The organism is Citrobacter sedlakii NBRC 105722 (assembly GCF_000759835.1).
GTDB lineage: Bacteria > Pseudomonadota > Gammaproteobacteria > Enterobacterales > Enterobacteriaceae > Citrobacter_A > Citrobacter_A sedlakii.
Window position 1 is genome coordinate 245,463 of the sequence record NZ_BBNB01000003.1, and the last position, 26,312, is coordinate 271,774.

Consider the following 26,312-nt stretch of genomic DNA (forward strand, 5'->3'; position numbering starts at 1 on the left):
TGTTAATTACATCACAATTACCGCGGTCAGAAGAATGGCGCGGTACAGAAATAGCACTATGATTTATCAGCGCTTTTACTCCGTTTACCGACAATATCCGGCTAATTCGACCGATTATCGCACGTTAACCACGGCGGAACGATTGCCCAGGCGTCACTTCAATGTTTTGATTAAATGAACGATTAACGAATAAATGTTCGATAATCGCACATTCAATTTCAACGCCTGCGGTGGAGAATATAAAAAAGCCTCTGTCCCCCCGCCTTGCTTTTGCAGGAATAACCGCATGACAAACAGAACGACTGATATTCAAGCGTTTATTAACGAGCATCCTTTCTCGAAATACCAGTGGATGATTCTCGTGCTGTGCTTTGTGACCGTCGCGATGGACGGATTCGACACCGCCATTATTGGCTTCATTGCCTCCGATCTGGTTTCCGAATGGGGCGTGGAAAAATCCGCGCTCGGGCCAGTCATGAGCGCCGCGCTGGTCGGCCTCGCCGTCGGGGCGCTGACCGCAGGTCCGATGGCGGACCGGATTGGCCGCAAAAAGGTGCTGATCATGTCGATCATCGTCTTCGGCGGCTTCAGCCTGCTGACCGCCTTTGCCAGTTCGCTCAATCAGTTGACCGCGCTGCGTTTTTTAACCGGGCTGGGGCTGGGGGCGGCGATGCCGAATGCCGCCACCTTAATGAGCGAATATGCCCCGGAGCGCCGCCGCGCGCTGCTGGTGAACCTGATGTTTGTCGGCTTTCCGATCGGCTCATCAATGGGTGGCTTTATCTCTGCGTGGTTAATACCACACTACGGCTGGCAGAGCGTACTGATCCTCGGCGGCGTGATGCCGCTGGCGCTGGCGGTAATACTGGTGTTTCTGCTGCCGGAATCGGCCCGTTATCTGGTGGTTAAAAACAGATCCCAACAGCAGATTGGCGCGATTCTGCGCCGCATCGCCCCCGTCCCCGACGCCACCCATTTTGTGTTGCATGAAACCGGCCAGGTGAAAGAGAAATCGGCGCTGGGCGTGATCTTCTCACCGCGCTATGCGCTCGGAACAGTCATGCTCTGTCTGACCTACTTTATGGGTCTGCTGATTTTTTATCTGTTGACCAGTTGGCTGCCGCTGCTGATCCGCGAAACGGGCGCGACCCTGAGCCAGGCGTCGATTATTACCGCCCTCTTCCCATTGGGCGGCGGTATTGGCGTTCTGGTGCTCGGCGCGTTAATGGATAAGTTCAACCCGAACAAAGTGGTGGCGGTGGGCTGGCTGCTGACCGGGGTGTTCGTCTGCCTGGTCGGGTTCTCTACCAGCAGTCTGGTATTGATGGGCGTGATGGTCTTTATCGCCGGGACGATAATGAATGGTGCGCAATCGTCCATGCCCGCGCTGGCCGCCGGGTTTTATCCGACTCAGGGGCGCGCCACCGGCGTGGCATGGATGCTGGGTCTGGGTCGCTTCGGCGGCATTCTTGGCGCGTTTAGCGGCGCGTTCCTGATGCAGGCGCAACTGGCTTTTGAAACCATTTTCACCTTCCTGGCGATCCCTGCGCTGGTTTCCGCCTTCGCCCTGATGGTGAAATATTGGGTGGGCAATCGCCAGCTTTCCACGTCGCCGGGGACGGCAAAAGACCCAGGCAACGCCACACAAAAAGCCTGATGTTTTCCCGACAGGTGCGCGCCTGTCGGGAAGCGTCATATTTTTGCAATCTTTACAATACGTCCTTTACCGTAGCGTAATCCGCTCATTATCAGATTCTTAGCAGGCTACAAAATAGTCCTGCGCGGCGCTGAAACGTGTCTTTTCATCCACTAAAAACTGTGACGGCCCACAAACTTTCTCTTTTACGACTATTCTTAACTGGCTTCGATGAAATTCACGATCCCGCTGTGTGATTTACAGGAGTTCTAAATGGAATATAAAGATCCGATGTTTGAGCTGCTGAGCAGCCTGGAACAAATTGTTTTTAAAGATGAATTGCCGAGAACGACCCTGACGCAAAAATCCGCCTCCCTCACTGACATTGAACAGTGCAGACGGGGCAGCGGACTTAAAATTGACGATTTCGCCAGAGCGTTAGGCGTGTCTGTCGCCATGGTTCAGGAATGGGAATCGAAACGCGTGAAGCCTTCGAGTACCGAATTGAAGCTGATGCGCCTGATACAAGCTAACCCGGCGCTCAGTAAGCAGTTGATGGAATGACCTGTCTCTTAGGATGAACGGTCCTGTTTCAGGACCGTTTTTCGACCATAAAGCAGAAAGAAGTAAAATAAAAGTTGCATCACCCGGCGTTACATGAGTTAATGCGTTCAACGGTTTGACGTACAGACCATTAAAGCAGTTTAGTAAGGCAGTCCCCTTCAAGAGTTATCGTTGATACCCCTCGTAGTGCGCATTTCCTTTAACGCTTAAAAAATCTGTAAAGCACGCCATATCGCCGAAAGGCACACTTATTTTTTAAAAGGTAATACACTATGTCCGGTAAAATGACTGGTATCGTAAAATGGTTCAACGCTGACAAAGGCTTCGGCTTCATCACTCCTGACGATGGCTCTAAAGACGTGTTCGTACACTTCTCTGCTATCCAGAACGATGGCTACAAATCTCTGGATGAAGGTCAGAAAGTTTCCTTCACCATCGAAAGCGGCGCTAAAGGCCCGGCAGCTGGCAACGTAACCAGCCTGTAAGCTTTAAAAGCTCAGTATTCAGAATCCCTGCCAGACGGCGGGGATTTTTTTTATCTCCGTCCTACCCTCCTGTCTTTGCATTACTTTACCTCGTCTGGCTTTGACCTTCCCCTTAGGGAAAGCTTTATAGTGATATCCTTTCTTTTCACATGGAATTGATACAATGTCTATACGTCCTCTGCTGTTGACGCTGGGCCTGTTCGCCAGCGGCACTGTTTTCGCTGCTTCTCCTCAAGCCGCTTTCCTGGCGGAACATGGGCTTGCCGGTAAAACCGTCGAACAGATGGTCGATGCGCTTGACCAGACGCCGCAGGCGCGCCCGCTCCCCCTGTCAGCCTCCATTACCAGTACGGCGCTGAAACTCTCTTCCGGCGAGCAGGCGTATACACTGCCGTTGGGCGAAAAGTTTTATCTTTCCTTTGCGCCCTACCAGCGCCAGACCCATCCCTGCTTTAACCACAGCCTCTCCGGCTGCCAGGGGGAAATGCCTGACACCACATTTAACGTCAAAATCACGGACAGCAAAGGCGATGTGCTAATTGAGAAACCGATGAAAAGCCATCAGAACGGCTTTATCGGCGTGTGGCTGCCGCGCAATATGGAAGGGATAATCGAGGTGAGCTACAACGGGAAAATGGCGTCTCATGCTTTTGCGACAAGAGAAGACAGCCAGACCTGTCTGACGGAATTGCAGTTACAATAAACGCATAATGATAATGCCCGATAGCGCTATGCCGATCGGGCGAAAAACACAGTAACGCAAAAGTAAAAGGGTGCATTGAGAATACTTCACACCAGAAGAATGGCGGGGACAACGCCCCGCCAGATGCTCTTACTGTTTCACTTCACAGGCTAAAAACGCCGCCAGTTCATTATTTCCCTGTCTGATATGTAATTCGCATAATGAATCACGAACCATCCAGGTAAATAATAAAATAGTGAGACATATCACTATTAAACTGCACAATATACATCTTTGCGGCATCATCAGCCTCCGGTGTTGATTTTCAACAGGTAAGAGGCTACTCTTATGGTGTTCAGGCATAGAGGCGGCCTCACTTTGATTTATTGTCAGGTGGGGCTTTTCTCTGTCTGCCATCTGGTGAATACCTGAGACAGCCAGTCTCAAGCACCCGTCTGCATTCTACTGCAAATATCGTGTTTGCCTTCGTTAATAAATTCCTAAAGTATTTTCTTCCGCTCAATGAATTATACATTGTCATTTAGCAGAATATTATTAGCGATTCTATTAATCATTTTTTGACAATAAAAAAGCCCGCGCAATGGCAGGCTTTTTATTATTAACGATTCGCTTATTGTAGCAGCGAAATATCCGCGACTTGCAGGAACAGCTCACGGAGTTTAGACAGCAGCGTCAGACGGTTGATACGCACCTCTTTGTCTTCCGCATTGACCATCACATTCTCAAAGAACTCATCCACCGGTTGACGCAGGGAAGCCAGCTCAATCAGCGCGTCCTGGTAGCGACCTTCGGCAAAGTACGGCTGCAGCTTGTCACGCAGTACCACCAGGTCTCTGGCCAGCGCCATTTCCGCCGCCTCTTTCAGTACGGATGCGTGAACGATGTCATTCAGCGTTTCATCAGACTTCGCCAGAATATTGGAGACACGCTTGTTTGCTGCCGCCAGCGCCGACGCGGCTTCCAGCGTACGGAAGTGTGAGACGGCCTTCATACGCGCGTCGAAGTCTGCCGGACGCGTCGGACGACGCGCCAGTACCGCCTGAATGGTGTCAACGCTATAACCTTCATCCTGGTACCAGGCGCGGAAACGACCGAGCATAAAGTCGATCACATCGTCCACGACGTTCGCGTTGGTCAGCTTGTCGCCATACAAACGCGCCGCTTCTTCGGTCAGTGTCTGTAGATCCAGATTCAGGTTTTTCTCGACGATGATGCGCAGTACGCCCAGCGCGGCTCGACGCAGCGCGAACGGATCTTTGTCTCCTTTCGGATGCTGACCAATGCCGAAGATACCCGCCAGAGTGTCCATTTTGTCCGCAATCGCCAGCGCGCAGGCTACCAGATTAGACGGCAGCGCATCGCCCGCAAAGCGCGGCTGATACTGCTCGTTCAGCGCGACAGCCACATCTTCTGCTTCGCCGTCGTGGCGAGCATAGTGCATGCCCATGACGCCCTGAGTGTCAGTGAACTCAAAGACCATATTGGTCATCAGGTCACATTTTGACAGCAGGCCCGCCCGGGTCGCGTGGTTCACGTCTGCGCCAATCTGACCGGCAATCCAGCCAGCCAGCGCCTGAATGCGATCGGTTTTGTCACGCAGCGTACCCAGTTGCTGCTGAAACAATACGGTTTGCAGACGCGGCAGATGATCTTCCAGACGTTTTTTACGGTCGGTATTGAAGAAGAACTCCGCATCCGCCAGACGCGGGCGAACCACCTTCTCATTACCGGAGATGATCTGCTGAGGATCTTTGGATTCGATGTTGGCGACGAAGATAAAGTTCGGTAGCAGTTTGCCGTCATTCGCGTAAACCGGGAAGTATTTCTGGTCGCCTTTCATGGTGTAAACCAGCGCTTCAGACGGCACCGCAAGGAATTTCTCTTCGAACTTCGCGGTCAGCACCACTGGCCATTCCACCAGCGAGGTGACTTCTTCCAGCAGGCTTTCGCTCAGGTCGGCGTTACCGCCAATGTTGCGCGCCGCCTCAATGGCGTCAGCTTTGATTTTCGCTTTACGCGCTTCATAGTCGGCCATAACTTTACCGCGCTCCAGCAAAATTTGCGGATACTGATCGGCATTGTCGATGGTGAATTCTGGCTCGCCCATAAAGCGATGACCGCGAATCACGCGATCGGACTGGATACCCAGAATCGTTGCCGGCAGCACCTTGTCGCCCAACAACAGCGTTACCGTATGAACCGGACGCACGAAATGGACGTCAGACGCGCCCCAACGCATCAGTTTCGGAATCGGCAACTTCGTCAAAGACGTGGCGATCATGTTCGGCAGCAATACTTCGGCGCGCTCGCCTTTCACATGAGCGCGATACAGCAGCCATTCGCCTTTGTCCGTGGTCAGACGCTCGGCCTGGTCGACGGTGATACCGCAGCCGCGCGCCCAGCCTTCAGCCGCTTTGCTCGGATTGCCTTCTGCATCGAAAGCCTGCGCAATCGCCGGACCGCGTTTTTCCACTTCGCGATCGGGTTGGGACTCCGCAAGGTTCGCCACTTTCAGCGCCAGACGGCGCGGCGCGGCAAACCATTCAACGTTGCCGTGTGCGAGGCCAGCGTTATCCAGCTCCGCAGTGACGTTCGCAGCAAAGGACTCAGCCAGGCTGCGCAGGGCTTTTGGTGGCAGCTCTTCAGTGCCAATTTCCACCAGAAAAGTTTTCTCAGACATGGCCGCCTCTTAGTTGTCTTTATTGCACATCGGGAAGCCGAGGGCTTCACGGGAAGCGTAGTAAGCTTCTGCCACTGCTTTGGTCAGGGTGCGAATGCGCAGAATGTAGCGCTGACGCTCGGTGACGGAGATGGCTTTACGCGCATCCAGCAGGTTGAAGCTATGGGCGGCCTTCAGAATACGCTCGTAAGCGGGTAGCGGCAGCGGGTTGTCCAGCGCCAGCAGCTGCTGCGCTTCTTTCTCGTACTGCTCGAAGCAGGTAAAGAGAAAATCCACATCCGCGTATTCGAAGTTATAGGTGGATTGCTCCACTTCGTTTTGATGGAACACGTCGCCGTAGGTGGTTTTACCCAACGGGCCGTCGCTCCAGACCAGGTCATAAACGCTGTCTACGCCCTGAATGTACATCGCCAGACGTTCCAGGCCGTAGGTGATCTCACCGGTAACCGGCTTACACTCCAGGCCGCCAACCTGCTGGAAGTAAGTGAACTGCGTCACTTCCATACCGTTCAGCCACACTTCCCAGCCAAGACCCCAGGCGCCCAGCGTCGGGTTTTCCCAGTTATCTTCAACGAAACGAATATCGTGGATGGTCGGGTCCATACCCAGTTCTTTCAGCGAGCCAAGATACAGTTCCTGAATGTTGTCCGGAGACGGCTTAATCACCACCTGGAACTGGTAATAGTGCTGTAAACGGTTCGGGTTTTCGCCATAACGACCATCGGTCGGACGACGAGAAGGCTGCACATAAGCAGTCGCCATCGGTTCTGGCCCCAGCGCGCGCAGGCAGGTCATGGGATGAGAAGTTCCCGCGCCGACTTCCATGTCCAATGGTTGAACAATGGTACAGCCCTGGCGAGCCCAGTAATCCTGTAAGGTCAGGATCAAGCCCTGGAAGGTCCTGGTATCAAACTTTTGCATATTATTTCGTGCTGGATACGTGTGGATTTAAAGGAAGGGTCCAGTATACCCGCTGACTGCAAGATATACAGTACGTAACGGGAAAAAGGCAGGGCTTAGCGCATGGAAAGATGTAAAAACTGCCCATCCGCATCAAAAGAGCAGACAAAACTCTCTTTACGGAAGGTATAACCGCGCATCTCATAGCTTGCCTGAAACTGTTCGAAGCCGGTGACATCAATTTCTTTCGTGTCCGTGTTGTAACGTCGGGCCGCCTGATCTTTGCAGAGCGCTTCCATATCCAGCGAGCGCGTTGGGCTCATTTTTGCCTGCTGCGCCTTTTGCGGCGGTGGCGGCGTCACGGCGCAGCCCGTCAGCATGACGAAGACAACGGCTGAAAAGAGTGGCTTTATCATCATTTTATTACCGCCTGGTGGATGAGAACGTTTTATTATTATTACGGTGCAGGGCAAACATATTTTTGCGAACCCTACCGGGCCATCACAAGCTTTAGCGTAAAAACTCAGATTTTTCCAACAAGACAGGCTGATGAAATGTGAGTTAGACCTTTTTTAACATCGAAACAGAGGAACTGATGCAGCCCAAAATTTTCTGGATTGATAACCTGCGAGGGATCGCCTGCTTGATGGTGGTGATGATCCATACCACGACCTGGTACATCACCAACGCCCACAGCGTCAGCACCGCGAACTGGGATCTCGCGAATATCCTGAATTCCGCTTCCCGCGTCAGCGTACCGCTGTTTTTTATGATTTCAGGTTACCTCTTTTTTGGCGAACGCAGCGCACAAAAGCGCCATTTCGTGCGCATCGCCCTGTGCCTTTTGTTCTACAGCGCCGTCGCGTTGGCATACATCACGCTGTTTACCTCTATTAACGCTGAACTTTCTCTCAAAAATCTGCTGCAAAAACCGGTGTTCTATCATCTGTGGTTTTTCTTTGCGATCGCCGTGATCTACCTGGTTTCACCGCTGATCCAGGTAAAAAACGTTAGCGGCAAGATGCTGCTGGTGCTGATGGTCGTGACAGGGATTGTCGCCAACCCCAATACCGTACCGCAAAAAATCGGCGGGGTTGAATGGTTGCCCATCAATTTGTATATCAACGGCGACACCTTCTATTACATCCTCTATGGCATGTTGGGACGTGCGATCGGCATGATGGAGACACAAAAACGGGCGCTAAGTTGGCTAAGCGTCGTGGTATTTATTGTCGCCGTCGGGGTTATTTCTCGTGGCACGCTGCACGAGCTACAGTGGCGCGGTAATTTCGCTGATACCTGGTATCTTTATTGTGGGCCAATGGTGTTTATCTGCGCCATCGCGCTACTGACGCTGGTGAAAAACACGCTGAATGGCGGAACGCTTCCGGGGCTTGGGCTGATCTCCCGCCATTCGCTGGGCATTTACGGGTTCCATGCGTTGATCATTCACGCGTTGCGCACCAGCGGCCTGGAGATCAAACGCTGGCCGCCGCTGGACATGCTGTGGATTTTTAGCGCAACGCTTTGCGTCAGTTTACTGCTGTCAATGCTGTTGCAGCGGGTCGATACCCGCCGACTGGTTAGCTGAAACAAAACGCCCGGTCTGTGCTGACCGGGCGTAGAGAGTAAGAATTAACGACTTCAGGCAAGACGGCGTTTCAATCGCCGCAATAATAAACAGGTCAGGCACCACAATAATAAAATCATTATTTTACTAATCTGACGCACGTATGAGACGAACAAACCCCAGAAGACTGACAAAGAGAGCAATGGGGTGAATCACTTTCTCCACTGTCGTGAGCGGCGCATTCATAATTCCGACGCAAAATAAACCCATCGTAATTAATGCCACCAGTTTGCAGACGACAATAAAGCGTTCGTCAAGTTGACCACGCGTCATTTCTCGTAGATAAACCCATGTGACAAACCATGCGGTCATCAGCACCCCGAGAAAATAGCCTTTTCCACTGAGTAACGGGCATGCTCGCCATAGGCCAATAACGTAAGTCAACGTGCCTGAAATACATAACAGCCATGCAATCAACGTTGCGCCTTTCACTGGGATCTCCTTATCCAACGCGTGTTATGCAGATTAGGGATAACCCGACAGGAACAACAATTAAAAAAGACTTAAGTGAAAGAATTTAAGAATAAATTCATATAAATAATTTATCGATAAGCCATTTCTATACGAAGAATACATCCCTCCTGTATACAGGAGGGAGTACGATCAGGACATCAGGGGATGTAGCTGTTGATAAAGACGGCGGAACGTTTCGCGTCGCTGCTGATAAAGCGTATGACGCTGTGCGTCAGGCAGATGCGTTTGTTCCAGCGGCAGCTCCGGCAGCAGCTCAGATAACGGCTTCTCCGGATTGACGGCGATCTGCGCCAGACGGGCTGCGCCAAGCGCTGGCCCGACATCGCCCCCCGTGCGGTAATCCAACTGCAATCCGCTGATATCTGCCAGCATTTGTCGCCACCAGGCGCTACGCGCGCCGCCGCCGATAAGCGTAATACCTTGCGGCTTCACGCCGCAGGCATGCACGACATCCATCCCGTCGGCCAGCGCATAACCTACCCCTTCCAGCACCGCGCGCGCCAGTTCAGCCGGACCGTGCTGGTGCGTCAGACCAAAGAAAACCCCCTTCGCCTGTGGATTGTTATGCGGCGTCCGCTCGCCGGAAAGATACGGTAAAAACCAGACGGGATCGGCGCTGTCATCCGCTTTCTGGGCCGCCGCCAACAGTGCAGGGACGGTTTCCAGCCCGGTGAGTTTTGCCGCCCAGTCAAGGCAGGACGCCGCGCTCAGCATCACCGACATCAAATGCCAGCGGCCCGGCAACGCGTGACAGAAGCTGTGCACGGCACTTTCCGGCTTGCTAAGAAATCCTTCGCTGACAGCAAAATAAACCCCGGAGGTACCCAGCGACAGCATGGCCTGATTGGCATCAATCATCCCGACGCCCACAGCCCCCACCGCATTGTCTCCCCCACCCGCGACAACCGATACCGACGGCATTCCCCACGCCATCGCGATCTCTGGTAGCAGCGTTCCGCTGATGTCGCTGCCTTCAAACAGCGTGGGCATATGGTCACGGCTCAGGCCGCAGGCATTCAGCATCACGTCGCTCCAGTCGCGCTTTTCAACATCCAGCCACATTGTTCCCGCCGCATCCGACATATCGCTGGCAAACTCGCCCGTCATACGTAAACGCAGATAATCCTTCGGCAGCAGCACTTTCGCCACCTGGCGGAAAATATCCGGCTCATGGCGCTTCACCCAGAGCAGCTTCGGCGCGGTAAAGCCGGGCATCATCAGGTTGCCGGTGATTTCACGCGACTGCGGAACCTGCGTCTCCAGTAGCGCGCATTCTTCGCCGCAGCGCCCGTCGTTCCATAAAATGGCAGGACGCAAAACGCGCTGTCGGGCGTCAAGTAACGTCGCGCCGTGCATTTGTCCGGCAATCCCCAACGCTTTAACATTGCGCAACGAATGTTGCTTGCCGAGCGCCTTTATGGCGCGGTCGGTCGCCAGCCACCACTGCTCGGGGTCCTGCTCGGACCAAAGCGGGTGGGGACGAGAGACGGTGAGCTTTTCCGTTTGCGATGCCACAACCTCGCCCTGCTCGTTGAGCAAAATAACCTTCACGCCCGAGGTGCCAAGATCGATCCCGATATACATGTTGTGGGTTCCTTCAATGAAAAGGCCCGGCAGCGCGAAGCTCACCGGGCCTACAACAACCGTAGGCCGGGCAAACAGAGCGCCGCCCGGCAAAAACGCTTATTTGTCGAACAGATAATAGTTCACCAGGTTTTCCAACTGCTCCTGATGTCCACTCTGATGAACCGGCGCCAGGTTATGCTGTTCAGCATACTGCGCCAGTTCGCTTAACGACATCTGGCCTTTGAGGATCTGCTGACCCAGTTCGCTGTTCCAGCCTGCATAACGCTTCGCCACGCGTTTATCCAGCTCGCCATCCTCGATCATGCGCGCAGCGATTTTCAGCGACAGCGCCATGGTGTCCATCGCGCCGATATGACCGTAGAACAGATCGTATTTGTCGGTGCTCTGACGACGGACTTTGGCGTCAAAGTTCAGGCCCCCAGTGGTGAAGCCGCCCGCTTTCAGGATTTCATACATGACCAGCGCATTTTCCTCAACGCTGTTCGGGAACTGGTCGGTATCCCAGCCTAACTGCGCGTCGCCGCGGTTAGCATCAACAGATCCGAACAGGCCCAGCGCGATCGCGGTCGCAATTTCATGATGGAAAGAGTGGCCTGCCAGCGTGGCGTGGTTCGCTTCAATATTCAGTTTGATCTCTTTTTCCAGACCAAACTGCTTCAGGAAGCCATAGACGGTCGCCGCGTCGTAATCATACTGATGCTTGGTGGGCTCCTGCGGTTTCGGCTCGATCAGCAGCGTTCCCTGGAAGCCAATTTTGTGTTTATGCTCAACGACCATCTGCATGAAGCGGCCAATTTGTTCGCGTTCCTGACGCAGGTCGGTGTTCAGCAAGGTTTCATAGCCTTCACGACCGCCCCACAGCACGTAGTTTTCGCCGCCCAGCTTATGAGTGGCTTCCATCGCCGTCACCACCTGCGTGGCCGCCCAGCTAAAGACCTCCGGGTCCGGGTTGGTCGCTGCGCCTGCGCCGTAACGTGGGTTGGTGAAGCAGTTTGCGGTGCCCCACAGCAGCTTCACGCCGCTTTCTTCTTGTTTCGCGGCCAGCACATCGACCATGTGGGCAAAGTTGTTTTTATATTCTTTCAGCGACGCGCCTTCCGGAGAAACGTCGACATCGTGGAAGCAGTAGAACGGAACATTCAGCTTGTGAAAAAACTCAAACGCGACATCTGCTTTACGTTCTGCCAGCGCCAGCGCTTCACCCGGTTGCTGCCACGGACGGTTGAACGCGCCGACGCCGAACATATCCGCCCCGTTCCAGCAGAAGGTATGCCAGTAGCAGGCAGCAAAGCGCAGATGATCTTCCATCCGTTTGCCCAGCACGACTTCATCAGGATTGTAATGACGAAACGCTAAAGGATTCGTGGATTTGGCGCCTTCGAAACGCACACGATCGAGTTGGTCAAAATAAGCCTGCATAATAAGCTCCGTAATCAGGTAATACAGCGAGTAATTGCGATGACTTAATACTGGAATTTCCCGATTTAGAGCTCAATTACGTTATTTCACACCGCCATTAAGAGAATACCCAAATGTGCGCTGGCTCCCAAAAAAAGGCGCAAAACCGCAGAAATGAGGGGGGATAAAAAGCGATCCAGCTCGAAGGTTGAGAAATAAACAAAAAACCGTAACCGCCAGATAAGAAATGAGAATTGCCTTCCTCGCTTCGCTATGGTCAATTTCGCATGGCGCCACGCCAGTGATAGTATCGACCAGCCCATGTTCACATTGTTCAGGATATGTTCTTATGTTTGATAAACGTCACCGTATTACCCTGTTATTTAATGCGAATAAAGCCTATGACCGCCAGGTTGTAGAGGGTGTCGGTGAATATTTACAAGCGTCGCAGTCTGAATGGGATATATTCATAGAAGAAGATTTTCGCGCCCGCATTGATAACATCAAAGAATGGCTAGGCGATGGCGTGATTGCCGACTACGACGATGCGGAAATCGCGCGTTTGCTGGTCGACGTTGACGTTCCCATCGTCGGCGTAGGCGGCTCCTATCACCTCGCGGAAAATTACCCGCCGGTACATTACATCGCCACCGATAACCATGCTCTGGTCGAGAGCGCCTTCCTGCATCTGAAAGAGAAAGGCATCAACCGTTTCGCCTTTTACGGACTGCCGCCGTCCAGTGGGAAACGCTGGGCCGCGGAGCGCGAGCACGCTTTCCGCCAACTGGTGGCGGAAGAAAAATACCGGGGCGTAGTATACCAGGGGCTGGAAACCGCGCCGGAGCTGTGGCAACACGCGCAGAATCGACTGGCGGACTGGCTGCAAACCCTGCCGCCGCAAACCGGTATTATCGCGGTGACCGACGCCCGCGCCCGCCATGTCCTGCAGGTGTGTGAGCATCTTCATATTCCGGTGCCAGAAAAGCTGTGTGTAATTGGGATTGATAACGAGGAGCTGACCCGCTATCTGTCCCGCGTGGCGCTGTCATCGGTGGCGCAAGGGGCGCGGCAGATGGGCTATCAGGCCGCAAAGCTACTGCACCGTCTGCTCGCGAATGAGGAAATGCCGCTCCAGCGGATTCTGGTACCGCCGGTTCGTGTGGTCGAACGACGCTCTACGGATTACCGTTCCCTTACCGACCCTGCGGTGATTCAGGCTATGCATTTTATCCGTAATCACGCCTGCAAAGGCATTAAGGTAGAGCAGGTCCTGGATGCCGTCGGCATTTCCCGTTCAAATCTCGAAAAACGTTTTAAAGAGGAGGTCGGCGAAACGATTCACGCCGTGATCCATGCAGAAAAGCTGGAGAAAGCCCGGAGCCTGCTGATCTCCACCACCTTGTCGATTAACGAAATCTCCCAAATGTGTGGATACCCTTCGCTACAATATTTCTATTCCGTGTTCAAAAAAGAATATGGTACGACGCCAAAAGAGTACCGCGATGTGAACAGTGAAGTATTGATGTGAGGAGAGGCGCGTGTGAGATCAGGCATCGCCAGGAGGGCGAAAAAAACCGGTGGCGCTGTGCTTACCGGGCCTGCAGGACGCTGCAGGCCGGATAAGGCGAAGCCGCCATCCGGCGTTTTGCTTACATATGCGCAGCGATTAAGCGCTGGTTATCCTGATACATCGCGAACAGATAATTGTTATAACTCTGTCCCTTCGTCGAATAGCCCTTCAGCTTATGAATCATCGCAGTCGCCGTGACTTCCTGATCCGTTTTACGCAGCTGCGCGCGCGACTTGCGGAATGAGGCGTAAGCCGGGTGCGTGTTCAGGTTGGTGACGTATGCGCTCACGGACTCTTTTACCGAGTCGAACTGCGAGTAGCCTTTCACCTTGCCTGGCGCATTGGTGCAACGCCCTTTCGCGCATTTCATACCGAACAGGTTATTGTTGGTACGCGCAAGTTTAGAGGTTCCCCAGCCGCTTTCTGCCGCCGCCATCGTCGCCACCATACTGGTCGGGATGATGTCCACGCGTTCCAGCAGCGTATTCCACGGAATGTGGCGCGTGTTGCCGGACCACTTCACCTTGTAGCGCTTCGCGATATCTTTCAAACGCGTACGCTCAGACGGTGACCAGCGGTTCTGGTACTGTTTTGAAATCAGCCAGTTACGCTCTGCGGTGATCGCCGCATTTTGGCTGGTAATATAAGGCATAACCGTCCGGAGAAACGCTTTTTTTCGCGGTGTTCCGGAAGGGTATTTTCGCAAATCAGGAAGTGAACGACTCTTTGCACTATTGCGAGAATACTCTTGTTTACTGCTTACCTTTTTATCACTGACTGTTGTTATGTGGGACTTTTGACTCGATGTTGTCGTGTGCGTCTTTGCCAGCACCCCACCCGAAAATACGAAGGTGAGTAACATAAGAATCATTGCCCCATATCGTCGCATGGGCGTCAATATCATTAGGTCTCCTGGTCGGATTGAATCATTCCAACACCTTATCTTATTCATAATTTTGAGAGCTGAATCTCAAATCATATCAAAAATAACGATCAAGAGCATCTCAAGAAATAGTCTAAATCCGAAATCATGTCACGCATAAACCATCCCGCACCGAAGTCATTCGAGAAAAATGTGGCGGTTATCGCAAATTAAGGCCATTTTTTGCCGGCGATCGCTCATCCGCGCGCCTCAGCCTGACCGAATGCCGCGAGGGGATGAGTTTTCACTACGGGTTCTCAGGCAAACTGGTCAAAATCACCGCAATAAGGACCGCACTATGAAACTTGCCGCCGTTGCTCTGGCGCTGCTGCCGGGGATCGCCGTTGCCTCATCGTGGACGGCTCAGGGCTTTCCGGCATTTACTGCCGGGGGATCGGGGACATTTTCCAGCCACGCAACGCTCACGAAGGGTACCCGCCCTTTGACGCTCAATTTTGACCAACAGTGCTGGCAGCCAGCGAATGCCATAAAACTCAATCAGATGCTGTCGCTGAAGCCCTGCGAAGGCGCGCCGCCGCAGTGGCGGCTGTTCAGAGACGGTGATTACACACTGGAAATCGACACGCGCTCAGGGACGCCGACGTTAATGATTACGCTCCAGCGCGATGCGGAACCGGTCGCTAGCGTGATTCGCCAGTGTCCGAAATGGGACGGATCCCCGCTGACGTTTGATGTGGCGCCGACTTTTCCTGAAGGGTCGGTAGTCCGCGATTTCTACAGTCAGCAGACTGCAATGGTCAAAAACGGCAAAATCACCCTGCAACCCGCGCCGGACAGCAACGGTCTGTTGTTGCTTGAGCGGGCAGAAACCGACGCGCCAGCCCCGTTCGACTGGCACAACGCTACCGTTTATTTTGTGCTGACCGATCGCTTTGAAAACGGCGATCCCGGTAACGACCAGAGTTATGGTCGTCACAAAGACGGCATGGAAGAGATCGGCACCTTTCACGGCGGTGACTTACGCGGCCTGACCCGCAAACTGGACTACCTGCAACAGTTGGGCGTCAATGCGCTGTGGATCAGCGCGCCGTTTGAGCAAATCCACGGCTGGGTTGGCGGCGGGACGAAAGGCGATTTCCCGCATTATGCCTACCACGGCTATTACACCCAGGACTGGACCCGCCTCGACGCTAATATGGGCAACGAAGACGACCTGCGCGCACTGGTTGACGGCGCCCACCAGCGGGGGATCCGCATTCTTTTTGACGTGGTGATGAACCATACGGGCTATGCAACCTTGGCCGACATGCAAGAATTCGGCTTCGGCGCGCTTTATCTTTCCGACGAAGAACGGCAAAAGATCCTCGGCGAACGCTGGACCGACTGGAAACCTGCCGCCGGGCAGAACTGGCACAGTTTTAACGATTACATTAACTTCAGCGACAAAGCAGCATGGGAAAAATGGTGGGGCAAAGGGTGGATACGCACCGATATCGGCGAGTACGACAGCCCAGGCTTTGACGATCTCACAATGTCGCTGGCCTTCTTGCCGGATCTGAAAACCGAATCCACACACCCTTCCGGTCTGCCGGTGTTTTATCGACATAAAACGGATACCCATGCTAAAGCCATTGACGGGTTTACGCCGCGGGACTATCTGACCCACTGGCTGAGCCGCTGGGTCCGCGACTTCGGGATTGATGGATTCCGCGTGGATACGGCCAAACATGTCGAGCTTCCGGCGTGGCAACAGTTAAAAACGCAGGCCAGCGCCGCGCTGGTCGAATGGAAAAAAGCCAACCCGGACAAGGCGCTTGATGACAAGCCTTTCTGGATGACCGGTGAGGCCTGGGGACACGGGGTGATGCAAAGTGACTACTATCGCCACGGCTTTGACGCAATGATTAACTTTGATTACCAGGAGCAGGCGGCGAAAGCGGTTGATTGCCTGGCGGCTATCGATCCCACCTGGCAGCAAATGGCGGAAAAGTTGCAGAGTTTCAACGTGCTGACTTATCTGTCGTCCCACGATACTCGCCTGTTCCGCGAAGGCGGCAGAAACGCGGCGGAGTTGCTGCTCCTGACGCCGGGCGCGGTACAAATTTTTTATGGCGATGAGTCGGCGCGGCCCTTTGGTCCGACCGGTTCAGATCCGCTACAGGGCACTCGGTCACAGATGAACTGGCAGGATATCAGCGGGAAATCTGCGGCTAACATCGCGCACTGGCAGCGGCTCGGTCAGTTCAGGGCCAGGCATCCGGCAATCGGCACGGGTAAGCAAACCACGCTCACCCTGACGCAGGGATACGGCTTCGTGCGCCAGGCCGGAGACGACAAAGTGATGGTTGTCTGGGCCGGACAGCGCTAAGCGGAAGCGGCGTCTGGTTCCATAGCGCGCCCGACGCCGCAACAGGAAATACCATGGTGGTCAGGATATCCAGCATAAAACGTCAAGACCCCATGACAGACCCGATTTGCACCCTGCCAGTGCTGGCGTTAAGGTAAGCCACTTTGATTCAGCGTTTGACAGACCATCCGTTATGACATTTTCACTTTTTGGCGACAAATTCACCCGTCATTCAGGCATTACCCGCCTGATGGAAGACCTCAACGACGGTTTACGCACCCCCGGCGCTATCATGCTGGGTGGCGGTAATCCGGCACAAATCCCGGCGATGCAGGATTATTTCCATTCGTTGCTTGCCGGAATGCTGGAAAACGGCAAAGCCACTGATGCGCTTTGCAATTATGACGGTCCACAGGGAAAAACCGAGCTGCTCAGCGCGCTCGCTTCGCTACTCCGTGAGAATCTGGGTTGGGATATCGAACCACAGAATATTGCGCTAACAAATGGCAGTCAAAGCGCGTTTTTCTACTTATTTAACCTGTTTGCCGGTCGCCGCGCTGATGGCAGCACAAAAAAGGTGCTGTTCCCCCTCGCGCCGGAATACATCGGCTACGCGGATTCAGGGCTGGAAGAAGATCTGTTTGTCTCTGCACGCCCCAATATTGAGCTGCTACCGGAAGGACAGTTCAAGTATCACGTTGACTTTGAGCATCTGCACATTGGTGAAGATACGGGGATGATTTGCGTCTCACGCCCGACAAACCCTACGGGGAACGTGATTACCGATGAAGAACTGATGAAGCTCGACTCGCTTGCTAACCAGCACGGCATTCCGCTGGTGATCGATAATGCCTACGGCGTCCCGTTCCCGGGCATTATCTTTAGCGAAGCGCGTCCGCTGTGGAACCCAAACATTGTGCTGTGTATGAGCCTCTCCAAGCTGGGTCTGCCTGGCTCGCGCTGCGGCATCATCATCGCCAATGAAAAAATCATCACGGCGATCGCCAATATGAACGGCATTATCAGTCTTGCCCCGGGCGGCATCGGGCCGGCGATAATGAACGAAATGATCAAACGTAACGATCTGTTGCGTTTGTCGGAAACGGTAATTAAACCGTTCTATTATCAGCGCGTTCAGCAAACTCTCGCGATCATTCGCCGCTATTTGCCAGAAAATCGTTGCCTGATCCACAAACCGGAAGGGGCGATTTTCCTCTGGCTGTGGTTTCAGGATTTGCCCATCACCACCGAGCTGCTGTACCAGCGTCTTAAAGCGCGCGGCGTGCTCATGGTGCCGGGGCACTATTTCTTCCCCGGTCTGGATAAACCCTGGCCGCACACGCATCAATGCATGCGTATGAACTACGTGCCGGACCCAGAAAAGATTGAAGCTGGCGTGAAGATACTGGCGGAAGAAGTTGAACGCGCCTGGGCGGAAAATCAATAGCCTGGCGAAACGGTCCGGCTAACGCAAGCCGGGCCATCCTTTTTACAGCGGTTGCGTATGCAAACGCTGGCGCTGAATATCTGCCGCATTCACACACTGTAATGCTCCCGTTGGGCAAGCCGCGACGCAGGCCGGTCCCGTCTCGCGGTGCCAGCAGAGATCGCATTTGATCGCCTGAACCCGTGAAGTCTGAACGGTGACATTCATGGCGCCAAACGGACAGGCCAACATACAGCTTTTACAGCCGATACACCGTTCCTGCTCCACAAAAACGTGCCCACGATCGCGGCGAATCGCGTTCGTTGGACAAACGTTGGCGCATGGCGCATCTTCACACTGATGGCAGGCGACCGCGGTGGTAAACGTGTTCTCTTTAATGACCTGAATACGTGAAACAAACTGTCCTGCCGAAACCGCCGCACAGTCCTGATTTTCCTGATGCGAGACCACGCATGCGACTTCGCAGGTACGACAGCCAATACATTTCATCGCATCCGCCATAATAAACCGGTTCATAGCTCACTCCGATCGCCCAAAAATGACAGAGTGCCAGAGAGCATAGCGTTGTCGCTTTGATCGCACAGGGGATACGGTGAAATTTTGTCAGATGCCCGAGGCGTTCTGGGATTTTGCCAAAGATTGCTCACCGTTCCGGCATAAAAAAAACCCTGGACGACAACGCCCAGGGGGAATAATCCGCAGGCGACATCACGCTACGGAATAAACTGACACCAGATTGAGAGGCATCTAAATTTGATAATCGGCCTCATCGACGACGCTATAGAGCGCCTGGATATTATCCAGTGCCAGTATGTATCCGCTTCCTTTTACGCTAACGATAGAATGCTGCGGCAGGCCAAGCATATTTAATTTGTTATTTAAATTTTTCACCATCGTTGACAGACGTTGTGTGGAAGCGCTTAATTCATTTTTTTCCCAGATGTTGACGAGTAATTCATCTTTTGACACATAATGGGTGCGGGCGTTAAGTAAAAGGTAAACAAACAGACGCAGCATGGTATGATTAAAAAAAACGCCGCCGAAAGTAATCACGCTGTCCATTTTATTTACTGGCAGCCTGAAGATTCTTGACTCGCTTATATCAAAAAAAATTTCACGACCAATCATAAATCCATGTAACTGGTATTCCATTTTGCAGCACTCACGTTTAATTCACTATCGAAAGATAAACATGATTAAGTCCTTGTAGTTAATGTCTATCGCAAGTTTAAAAAAAATAGCATTAATTTCAATAGATCCCCGCGGAGGTATTTTCCGTATTCCCACGGGAAAGATGCAGATTTTCCCTCTGCAACAAACGATTATTCAACATATTGTTACACCATAGGGCAAAATTTCAGATAATCCCCCTAAAGAGGGGTGACTGCTCAACCCTGCAAGTTAATCATACATATTTAACGCAAATTGCAAATTTTTCTTCTATGGAAGCGGTAAAGCAGGCTCATGAATTAACATGTTCTTTGCAGTAACGTCGTTTCCAGACGGCAGGGGTCAGACCAGTATGCTTACGGAAAATTTGTCGGAAATAGCCCACGTCGCTAAAGCCGCATTGTTCAGCAACCTCTTTTAAGGATCGCGCATCGCTGATCAATAATTTCTCCGCCGCCCGCACGCGCTGACGATGAATCGCCTCGGTCAGCGTTAAATGAAAAACGCGCCGGTAAACTCGCCCCAGATAATCCGCATTACAGTGTAGTTCTCGCGCCATAATAGTGGTGGAAAGAGGACGATGATATTGCGTGCGGATCAACTGTTGCGCTTTCCATGCCAGCGAAACGCCCGCCTCCTGCGTATTATCAGTAGGTCGGGAAGGCTGAGCCATTTGCTGTAATATCAGCAACACAATAAATTCCAGCGCCGGACTGCGTTGCATTTTTTCCTGCTCTATCATGAACTGGCGAAAAAGCGCGATCAGCGCCTGCGGATCCGCCACGCGCGTGTGCTGTGGCACTGAAAGGTGCGTCAGCCATCTCGGATCGTTGTCCGGCGCTTTTACCTCGAAATGCAGCCAATAAAAACGCAGATCAGCGGGAAAATCTTCTACCCCAACATGGCGACGCTGGGGCCAGAGCAGCAAACTTTCTCCCGCTTCCACGCAAAATCGGTTTTCTTCTTCCTGAATGGTCAGCAGACCTTTTTCAACGAAAATAATTTCCCACGACGACAATGTCCTCGCCGGGTGACGTCCGATCCCCCGGGAAAGAAATAATCCGCCGTTTTGAACTTTGATCGGAAGCGTCATGGATAATTCGAGCATAGATATGGAAATTCCCGCTTTAAAAGAAGCTAATAATATCTTTACCTATTGATTATTATCTAAAAATAAGCCAATCACCGGATCTGCCTCACACTTTTGCACAGAGGTCGGAATCGTCATCTTTTTTTACTCTTTCGTTGCCTTGTTGCATCGCCGCTTCCAGGCAGAATTAATCAGGTCATCAGTCATAAAAAAATAATCACTGACCGAAACCTCATTTAGCGAGGAATAACTATGACCTCTACACCGATTACCCGCGATCAACTCGCACAAGGCCGCGTCGACGATGCGCTCTCGGTGCGTGAAAAAATAGGCTACGGCCTGGGAGATGCAGGCGGCACCGTTATTACCTGCCTGATCATGAACTTTCTCACCTTTTTCTATACCGATGTGTTTGGATTAACGCCCGCGTTAGTCGGCACGCTGTTTATTGCCCTGCGCGTATTTGATGCCGTTTCCGACCCCATTATGGGGGTGATTGCCGATCGCACGCAAAGCCGGTGGGGGCGCTTTCGCCCCTGGCAACTGTGGGTGGCCATTCCCATTGGCGTCATCGGCGTGCTGACCTTTACCGTGCCGGACGCCAGTATGGGAGTCAAAATCGCCTGGGCGTTTGGCACCTATCTGCTGCTTTCCGTTGGTTATACCGCGATCAACGTGCCCTATTGCGCACTGATCAACACCATGACCACCCGGCACAATGAGGTGATTTCCTGTCAGTCCTGGCGCTTTGTGCTTTGCGGCGTGGCGGGCTTTCTGGTCTCTGTTGGTTTGCCGTGGATGGTCGATATCTTTGGCAAAGGTAACGCCGCCCAGGGCTACCAGTTGGGCGTCGGCGCGCTCTGTACGGTCGCGGTCATCATGTTTCTGTGCTGTTTCTTCTGGGTACGCGAGCGCGTGCCGATTGAGATGATGGGAAAATTTACGCTGCGCGAGCACCTTGCCGGGCTGCGTAAAAACGATCAGTTGCTGCTGATGCTGGTGATGTCGTTCCTGCTGATTAACGTCTTCAACATTCGCGGTGGCGGGTACATGTATTTCATCACCTATGTGCTGGAAGGCAGCACCGCTTATACCTCACTGTTTTTTACAATGGTGACCTTCGCTTCGATTATCGGCTCGGTGCTCGTCAGCCCGCTGACACGACGCGTGGACACCGTCAAACTTTACTCCGCCACCAACCTGGTACTGGCGGCGCTGGCGGTGCTGATGTGGTTATTACCCACCGGTCCGGCCTGGCAGACGTTGTGGCTGGGGGTGATCCTCGGTAACGGTATTATTCTTGGCTTCACGTTGCCGCTGCACTTTTCGCTGATGGCGTTCGCCGATGACTACGGCGAGTGGAAAACCGGCGTGCGTTCGTCCGGCATGAACTTCGCCTTTAACCTGTTTTTCATCAAGCTGGCCTGGGCTTCCAGCGCCGGGATCATCAGCCTGCTGTTCATTCTTGTCGCCTACCAGCCGGGGGCGGAAAACCAGACGGCGCAGTCGCTTGGCGGCATTACCGCAATGGAAACCCTGCTTCCCGCCCTGTTCCATCTGCTGCTGGCGCTGTCGATCCGCTATTGCAAACTCAATAACCCCATGATGACGCGAATCGCCAGCGACCTGCGTCAGCGTCATGTTCATTTATAAGGAGCACACCATGAACGTACCGGAAGTCGACCTGCACATGCTGAAGGTCAGCGATCCGTTCCTCGGACAATATCAACGCCTGGTTCGCGACGTCGTGATCCCTTATCAATGGGACGCGCTGAACGACCGTATTCCGGAGGCCGATCCCAGCCATGCGATCGAAAACTTCCGCATCGCGGCAGGACAGCAGTCCGGGGAATTTTATGGCATGGTTTTTCAGGACAGCGATGTCGCCAAGTGGCTGGAGGCCGTGGCCTGGTCCCTGTGCCAGAAGCCAGACCCGGCACTGGAAAAGACCGCCGATGAGGTGATTGAGCTGGTCGCCGCCGCCCAGTGTGACGACGGCTATCTCAATACGTATTTTACCGTCAAAGCCCCGCAGGAGCGCTGGACCAACCTGGCGGAGTGCCATGAGCTTTACTGCGCCGGACACATGATTGAGGCGGGCGTGGCCTTCTACCAGGCCACCGGCAAACGCCGCCTGCTGGAGGTCGTTTGCCGTCTGGCGGACCATATCGACAGCGTATTCGGCCCCGGCGAACATCAGTTGCACGGCTATCCGGGCCATCCGGAGATCGAGCTGGCGCTGATGCGGCTGTATGAAGCGACGGGGTGTTCGCGCTATCTGGCGCTGGTGAATTACTTTGTTGAACAACGTGGAACGCAGCCGCACTTTTACGATCTGGAGTACGAAAAGCGTGGGCAAACATCTTACTGGCATACCTACGGCCCGGCGTGGATGGTGAAAGATAAAGCCTACAGCCAGGCGCACCAGCCGCTTTCAGAGCAGCAAACGGCGACGGGCCATGCGGTGCGTTTCGTGTATCTGATGACCGGAGTGGCGCATCTGGCGCGGCTTAGCCAGGATGAACGCAAGCGTCAGGACTGTCTGCGCTTGTGGCGGAACATGGCGCAACGCCAATTGTATATCACCGGCGGGATCGGTTCGCAGAGTAGCGGCGAAGCCTTCAGCAGCGACTACGATCTGCCGAACGACACCGTGTATGCGGAAAGCTGCGCCTCAATCGGCCTGATGATGTTCGCCCGGCGGATGATTGAACTGGAAGCAGACAGCCAGTACGCCGACGTCATGGAACGCGCGTTATATAACACCGTCCTTGGCGGAATGGCGCTCGACGGAAAGCACTTTTTCTACGTTAACCCACTGGAAGTGCATCCGCAGTCATTAAAATTTAATCATATCTATGACCACGTGAAGCCCGTGCGCCAGCGCTGGTTTGGCTGCGCCTGCTGCCCGCCGAACATCGCCAGGGTTCTGACTTCGCTGGGTCATTACATCTATACGCCGCGTCCGGAAGCGCTGTATATCAACCTCTACGTGGGTAACAGTATTGAACTGCAAACGGAAAACGGTTCTCTCAGGCTGCGTATTGACGGCAACTATCCGTGGCAGGAGCACGTCAGTATTACCATCGACTCGCCACAAGCTGTGCGGCATACGCTGGCGCTACGCCTGCCGGACTGGTGTTCAGATGCCCGCGTAACGCTTAACGGCGACGAGGTCAGCCAGGATATCCGCAAAGGCTATCTGCACATCACCCGTGACTGGCAGGAAGGCGACACCATCGGGCTGACGCTACCGATGCCGGTGCGCCGGGTGTATGGCAACCCGCGGGTACGCCACGTCGCGGGTAAAGTCGCCCTTCAGCGCGGACCGCTGGTGTATTGCCTTGAACAAGCCGACAACGGCGAGGAGCTGCATAATCTGTGGTTACCAAAAGAGAGCGATCTGCGGATCTTTGAGGGTAAAGGCCTTTTTGCCCATAAGATGCTGATCCAGGCGGAAGGGTTAAAACAGAGCGCCCCTGACACCGCGCAAAGCGCACTCTGGCACTATGATCGCGCTCCCGGCGCCTGGCAGCCGCACACGCTGACCTTTATTCCGTGGTTCAGTTGGGCCAATCGGGGCGAAGGCGAAATGCGGATCTGGGTTAACGAACGATGAGGGAGCCGCACTAAATTACTGGATGGCGGCTTGCGCCTTATTTATTCTACGGTACCACTATGCCAGGCCGCCATCCACGGAAGCGACGTTTGCCAGACAAGCACATTTAAAGGAATAATGCGGCGACCATCTTCTGGCAAACACACTAAGGAGCATCATGAGCAGCACGGACGATACATCTTCAACCCGCTTCAAACGCATCAAAGCCTCGGCCATCTACCGGTTATTGTTGATAGGCCTCGGTATTCCCATGATGCTTTTCAGCTTCATTTGCGGCGTGCTGAGCCTTTTCGGCTTTAACATGGTGAAATGGAACGACCAACCGGTACAGGGTTTACTGGCGATCCCCACCGCATTGTTTAGCGGTTTGTTTATCACCGTCCTGTTCACCGTTTTCGTTGGATCGATTGCTTGCCTGGGATTATGGATTTACAGCCGTTTCCGCCCTCTACAGGTTAAGGTGCTGGATTAAGCTATCGGGCTTACGCACTTTGTAAGCCCGAGAACGCAGCCAGTTAAAACAGTCCCAGCGGTTTGTCGGAATAGCTCACCAGCAGACACTTGGTCTGCTGGTAATGTTCCAGCATCATTTTATGGGTTTCACGGCCGATGCCTGACTGCTTATAGCCGCCAAATGCCGCATGCGCAGGATAAGCGTGATAGCAGTTAGTCCAGACACGTCCGGCCTGAATTCCGCGCCCCATTTTATAAGCCAGATTGCCGTTACGGCTCCAGACCCCCGCGCCCAGGCCATATTGCGTATCGTTGGCGAGTTCCAGCGCGTCCTCCATCGTTTTAAAGGTGGTGACTGCCAGTACCGGACCGAAGATTTCTTCCTGGAAGACACGCATATTATTTTTGCCGAACAGGATGGTCGGTTCGAGGTAATAACCATCTTTCAGTTCGCCTTCCAGTTGCTTACGCCGCCCACCGGTAAGGATATCCGCGCCTTCTTTTTTACCGATATCAATATAATTAAGGATGGTTTCCAACTGACCGTGGGAAACCTGCGCCCCCATTTGCGTCACGCTGTCGAGGGGATTTCCACTGCGGATGCTTTCCACTCGACGAATGGCGCGCTCCATAAAGCGTTCGTAAATCGACTCCTGCACCAGCGCGCGGCTCGGGCAGGTACAGACCTCGCCCTGGTTAAAGGCAAACAGCGCGAACCCTTCCAGCGCCTTGTCAAAGAACGCATCTTCTTCGTCCATCACATCGGCAAAAAAGATGTTTGGCGATTTGCCGCCCAGTTCCAGCGTTACCGGGATGATGTTTTGCGTGGCGTACTGCATGATCTGCTGTCCGACTTCCGTCGAACCGGTGAACGCAACTTTGGCGATGCGTTTCGAGGTCGCCAGATATTCGCCAATCTCGCCCCCCGCGCCGTTCACGACGTTAACCACGCCCGGCGGCAGCAGGTCGCCAATCACCTCCATTAATAGCAGAACGGACAGCGGCGTCAGGCGCGCGGGTTTGAGCACTACGCAGTTCCCCGCCGCCAGCGCTGGCGCCATCTTCCAGCTCGCCATCAGCAGTGGGAAGTTCCACGGGATAATCTGCCCCACCACGCCGAGCGGCTCGTGGAAATGATAGGCTACGGTCTCGCTGTCCACTTCACTGATCCCGCCCTCCTGGGCGCGTATGCAGGAAGCAAAATAACGAAAATGGTCGATGGCCAGCGGCACGTCAGCCGCGCTGGTTTCACGGATGGGCTTACCGTTATCCCAGGTTTCCGCCGTGGCGAGCCGTTCCAGATTTTGCTCCATACGGTCGGCTATTTTAAACAGAATGGCGGCTCGGTCCTGAACGGAGGTTTGCGCCCATTTATCTTTCACCTTGTGGGCCGCATCAAGCGCCAGATCAATATCGCGTTTGCCGGATGAGGCGACTTCACACAATAGCTGCCCGGTAACCGGCGTCAGGTTCTGGTAATATTCGCCGTCAGCCGGAGGAACCCAGTCACCGCCAATAAAATTGTCATAACGGGCTTTTAGCTTCAGCGGAAAACCGTACTCGCCGGGCTGAATACGTGTTGAAGGGGGGTTATTCGTCATGATCGTCTCCTTGCCGCAGGTGTATAACAAGGGTAGACGCCGCTGGCGATTTTCTCGCCAGTCGTTGGCGGCTTT

23 protein-coding genes are annotated in these 26,312 nt (G+C 53.6%); 11 read left to right on the forward strand and 12 right to left on the reverse strand.

Annotation, left to right across the window (positions count from 1 at the left end; genetic code table 11):
- Positions 1–286 precede the first annotated feature (286 nt).
- From CSE01S_RS08575 to cueP, 4 genes are all read left to right on the forward strand, one after another.
- On the forward strand, positions 287–1,657 hold the full coding sequence (locus CSE01S_RS08575; RefSeq protein WP_042286826.1) for an MFS transporter: 1,371 nt from the start codon (positions 287–289) through the stop codon (positions 1,655–1,657).
- 252 nt (positions 1,658–1,909) lie between these two features.
- Positions 1,910–2,200, forward strand: a complete 291-nt coding sequence (locus tag CSE01S_RS08580; protein ID WP_042286829.1) for an HTH-type transcriptional regulator — start codon at positions 1,910–1,912, stop codon at positions 2,198–2,200.
- Between the two features lie 272 nt (positions 2,201–2,472).
- The gene (cspE, locus tag CSE01S_RS08585; protein ID WP_000014594.1) at positions 2,473–2,685 is read left to right on the forward strand and encodes a transcription antiterminator/RNA stability regulator CspE; all 213 of its coding nucleotides are present in this window, start codon (positions 2,473–2,475) and stop codon (positions 2,683–2,685) included.
- A gap of 163 nt (positions 2,686–2,848) precedes the next feature.
- A complete protein-coding gene (gene cueP, locus CSE01S_RS08590; RefSeq protein WP_042286832.1) occupies positions 2,849–3,388 on the forward strand; it encodes a copper-binding periplasmic metallochaperone CueP in 540 nt (179 codons plus the stop codon).
- Between the two features lie 129 nt (positions 3,389–3,517).
- Here the strand turns inward: cueP and hokA are convergent, their stop codons facing one another.
- The 4 genes from hokA to CSE01S_RS08610 all read right to left on the reverse strand — a co-directional run bounded on the left by hokA (position 3,518) and on the right by CSE01S_RS08610 (position 7,387).
- The gene (gene hokA / locus CSE01S_RS08595; RefSeq protein ID WP_120714894.1) at positions 3,518–3,670 is read right to left on the reverse strand and encodes a type I toxin-antitoxin system toxin HokA; all 153 of its coding nucleotides are present in this window, start codon (positions 3,668–3,670) and stop codon (positions 3,518–3,520) included.
- Positions 3,671–3,998: 328 nt separating this feature from the next.
- Entirely contained in the window at positions 3,999–6,068 is a 2,070-nt protein-coding gene (gene glyS, locus CSE01S_RS08600; protein ID WP_042286836.1) for a glycine--tRNA ligase subunit beta, read from the reverse strand.
- A 9-nt stretch (positions 6,069–6,077) separates the two neighbouring features.
- Positions 6,078–6,989, reverse strand: coding sequence for a glycine--tRNA ligase subunit alpha (gene glyQ, locus CSE01S_RS08605; protein WP_042286838.1), 912 nt, complete (start codon positions 6,987–6,989; stop codon positions 6,078–6,080).
- Between the two features lie 95 nt (positions 6,990–7,084).
- On the reverse strand, positions 7,085–7,387 hold the full coding sequence (locus tag CSE01S_RS08610) for a YsaB family lipoprotein (RefSeq protein ID WP_042286840.1): 303 nt from the start codon (positions 7,385–7,387) through the stop codon (positions 7,085–7,087).
- Between the two features lie 176 nt (positions 7,388–7,563).
- On the opposite strand from CSE01S_RS08610, the gene CSE01S_RS08615 reads away from it, so the two are divergent.
- On the forward strand, positions 7,564–8,559 hold the full coding sequence (locus CSE01S_RS08615) for an acyltransferase (RefSeq protein ID WP_042286844.1): 996 nt from the start codon (positions 7,564–7,566) through the stop codon (positions 8,557–8,559).
- 126 nt (positions 8,560–8,685) lie between these two features.
- Here the strand turns inward: CSE01S_RS08615 and yiaB are convergent, their stop codons facing one another.
- The 3 genes from yiaB to xylA all read right to left on the reverse strand — a co-directional run bounded on the left by yiaB (position 8,686) and on the right by xylA (position 12,078).
- Positions 8,686–9,030, reverse strand: coding sequence for an inner membrane protein YiaB (gene yiaB, locus CSE01S_RS08620; protein WP_042286847.1), 345 nt, complete (start codon positions 9,028–9,030; stop codon positions 8,686–8,688).
- Between the two features lie 171 nt (positions 9,031–9,201).
- Positions 9,202–10,656 carry a xylulokinase gene (gene xylB / locus CSE01S_RS08625; RefSeq protein ID WP_042286850.1) on the reverse strand — a complete coding sequence of 485 codons (1,455 nt, stop codon included), beginning with the start codon at positions 10,654–10,656 and terminating at the stop codon, positions 9,202–9,204.
- A 99-nt stretch (positions 10,657–10,755) separates the two neighbouring features.
- Positions 10,756–12,078, reverse strand: coding sequence for a xylose isomerase (xylA, locus tag CSE01S_RS08630; protein ID WP_042286853.1), 1,323 nt, complete (start codon positions 12,076–12,078; stop codon positions 10,756–10,758).
- Between the two features lie 328 nt (positions 12,079–12,406).
- Between xylA and xylR the strand changes: the two genes are divergently transcribed.
- On the forward strand, positions 12,407–13,585 hold the full coding sequence (gene xylR, locus CSE01S_RS08635) for a D-xylose utilization transcriptional activator XylR (RefSeq protein ID WP_042286856.1): 1,179 nt from the start codon (positions 12,407–12,409) through the stop codon (positions 13,583–13,585).
- A 121-nt stretch (positions 13,586–13,706) separates the two neighbouring features.
- Here xylR and CSE01S_RS08640 read toward each other — a convergent pair whose 3' ends face one another.
- Positions 13,707–14,531, reverse strand: a complete 825-nt coding sequence (locus CSE01S_RS08640; RefSeq protein WP_042286858.1) for a protein bax — start codon at positions 14,529–14,531, stop codon at positions 13,707–13,709.
- 316 nt (positions 14,532–14,847) lie between these two features.
- On the opposite strand from CSE01S_RS08640, the gene malS reads away from it, so the two are divergent.
- Together malS and avtA are read left to right on the forward strand one after the other, a co-directional pair.
- Complete coding sequence (gene malS / locus CSE01S_RS08645; protein ID WP_042286861.1) at positions 14,848–16,878, forward strand: alpha-amylase; 2,031 nt, start codon at positions 14,848–14,850, stop codon at positions 16,876–16,878.
- A 172-nt stretch (positions 16,879–17,050) separates the two neighbouring features.
- Entirely contained in the window at positions 17,051–18,304 is a 1,254-nt protein-coding gene (gene avtA, locus CSE01S_RS08650) for a valine--pyruvate transaminase (RefSeq protein ID WP_042286864.1), read from the forward strand.
- Between the two features lie 42 nt (positions 18,305–18,346).
- Here the strand turns inward: avtA and CSE01S_RS08655 are convergent, their stop codons facing one another.
- The 3 genes from CSE01S_RS08655 to CSE01S_RS08665 all read right to left on the reverse strand — a co-directional run bounded on the left by CSE01S_RS08655 (position 18,347) and on the right by CSE01S_RS08665 (position 20,582).
- The gene (locus tag CSE01S_RS08655) at positions 18,347–18,820 is read right to left on the reverse strand and encodes a 4Fe-4S dicluster domain-containing protein (RefSeq protein WP_042286867.1); all 474 of its coding nucleotides are present in this window, start codon (positions 18,818–18,820) and stop codon (positions 18,347–18,349) included.
- A 231-nt stretch (positions 18,821–19,051) separates the two neighbouring features.
- Complete coding sequence (locus tag CSE01S_RS08660; RefSeq protein WP_042286870.1) at positions 19,052–19,456, reverse strand: winged helix-turn-helix domain-containing protein; 405 nt, start codon at positions 19,454–19,456, stop codon at positions 19,052–19,054.
- A 310-nt stretch (positions 19,457–19,766) separates the two neighbouring features.
- Entirely contained in the window at positions 19,767–20,582 is an 816-nt protein-coding gene (locus CSE01S_RS08665) for an AraC family transcriptional regulator (RefSeq protein WP_042286873.1), read from the reverse strand.
- 234 nt (positions 20,583–20,816) lie between these two features.
- Between CSE01S_RS08665 and CSE01S_RS08670 the strand changes: the two genes are divergently transcribed.
- The 3 genes from CSE01S_RS08670 to CSE01S_RS08680 all read left to right on the forward strand — a co-directional run bounded on the left by CSE01S_RS08670 (position 20,817) and on the right by CSE01S_RS08680 (position 24,655).
- On the forward strand, positions 20,817–22,217 hold the full coding sequence (locus CSE01S_RS08670; protein WP_042286875.1) for an MFS transporter: 1,401 nt from the start codon (positions 20,817–20,819) through the stop codon (positions 22,215–22,217).
- Positions 22,218–22,227: 10 nt separating this feature from the next.
- Entirely contained in the window at positions 22,228–24,183 is a 1,956-nt protein-coding gene (locus CSE01S_RS08675; RefSeq protein WP_042286878.1) for a glycoside hydrolase family 127 protein, read from the forward strand.
- Positions 24,184–24,340: 157 nt separating this feature from the next.
- Positions 24,341–24,655 carry a hypothetical protein gene (locus tag CSE01S_RS08680; protein WP_042286880.1) on the forward strand — a complete coding sequence of 105 codons (315 nt, stop codon included), beginning with the start codon at positions 24,341–24,343 and terminating at the stop codon, positions 24,653–24,655.
- 43 nt (positions 24,656–24,698) lie between these two features.
- Here the strand turns inward: CSE01S_RS08680 and aldB are convergent, their stop codons facing one another.
- The gene (gene aldB / locus CSE01S_RS08685) at positions 24,699–26,237 is read right to left on the reverse strand and encodes an aldehyde dehydrogenase AldB (protein WP_042286883.1); all 1,539 of its coding nucleotides are present in this window, start codon (positions 26,235–26,237) and stop codon (positions 24,699–24,701) included.
- Positions 26,238–26,312: the final 75 nt, after the last annotated feature.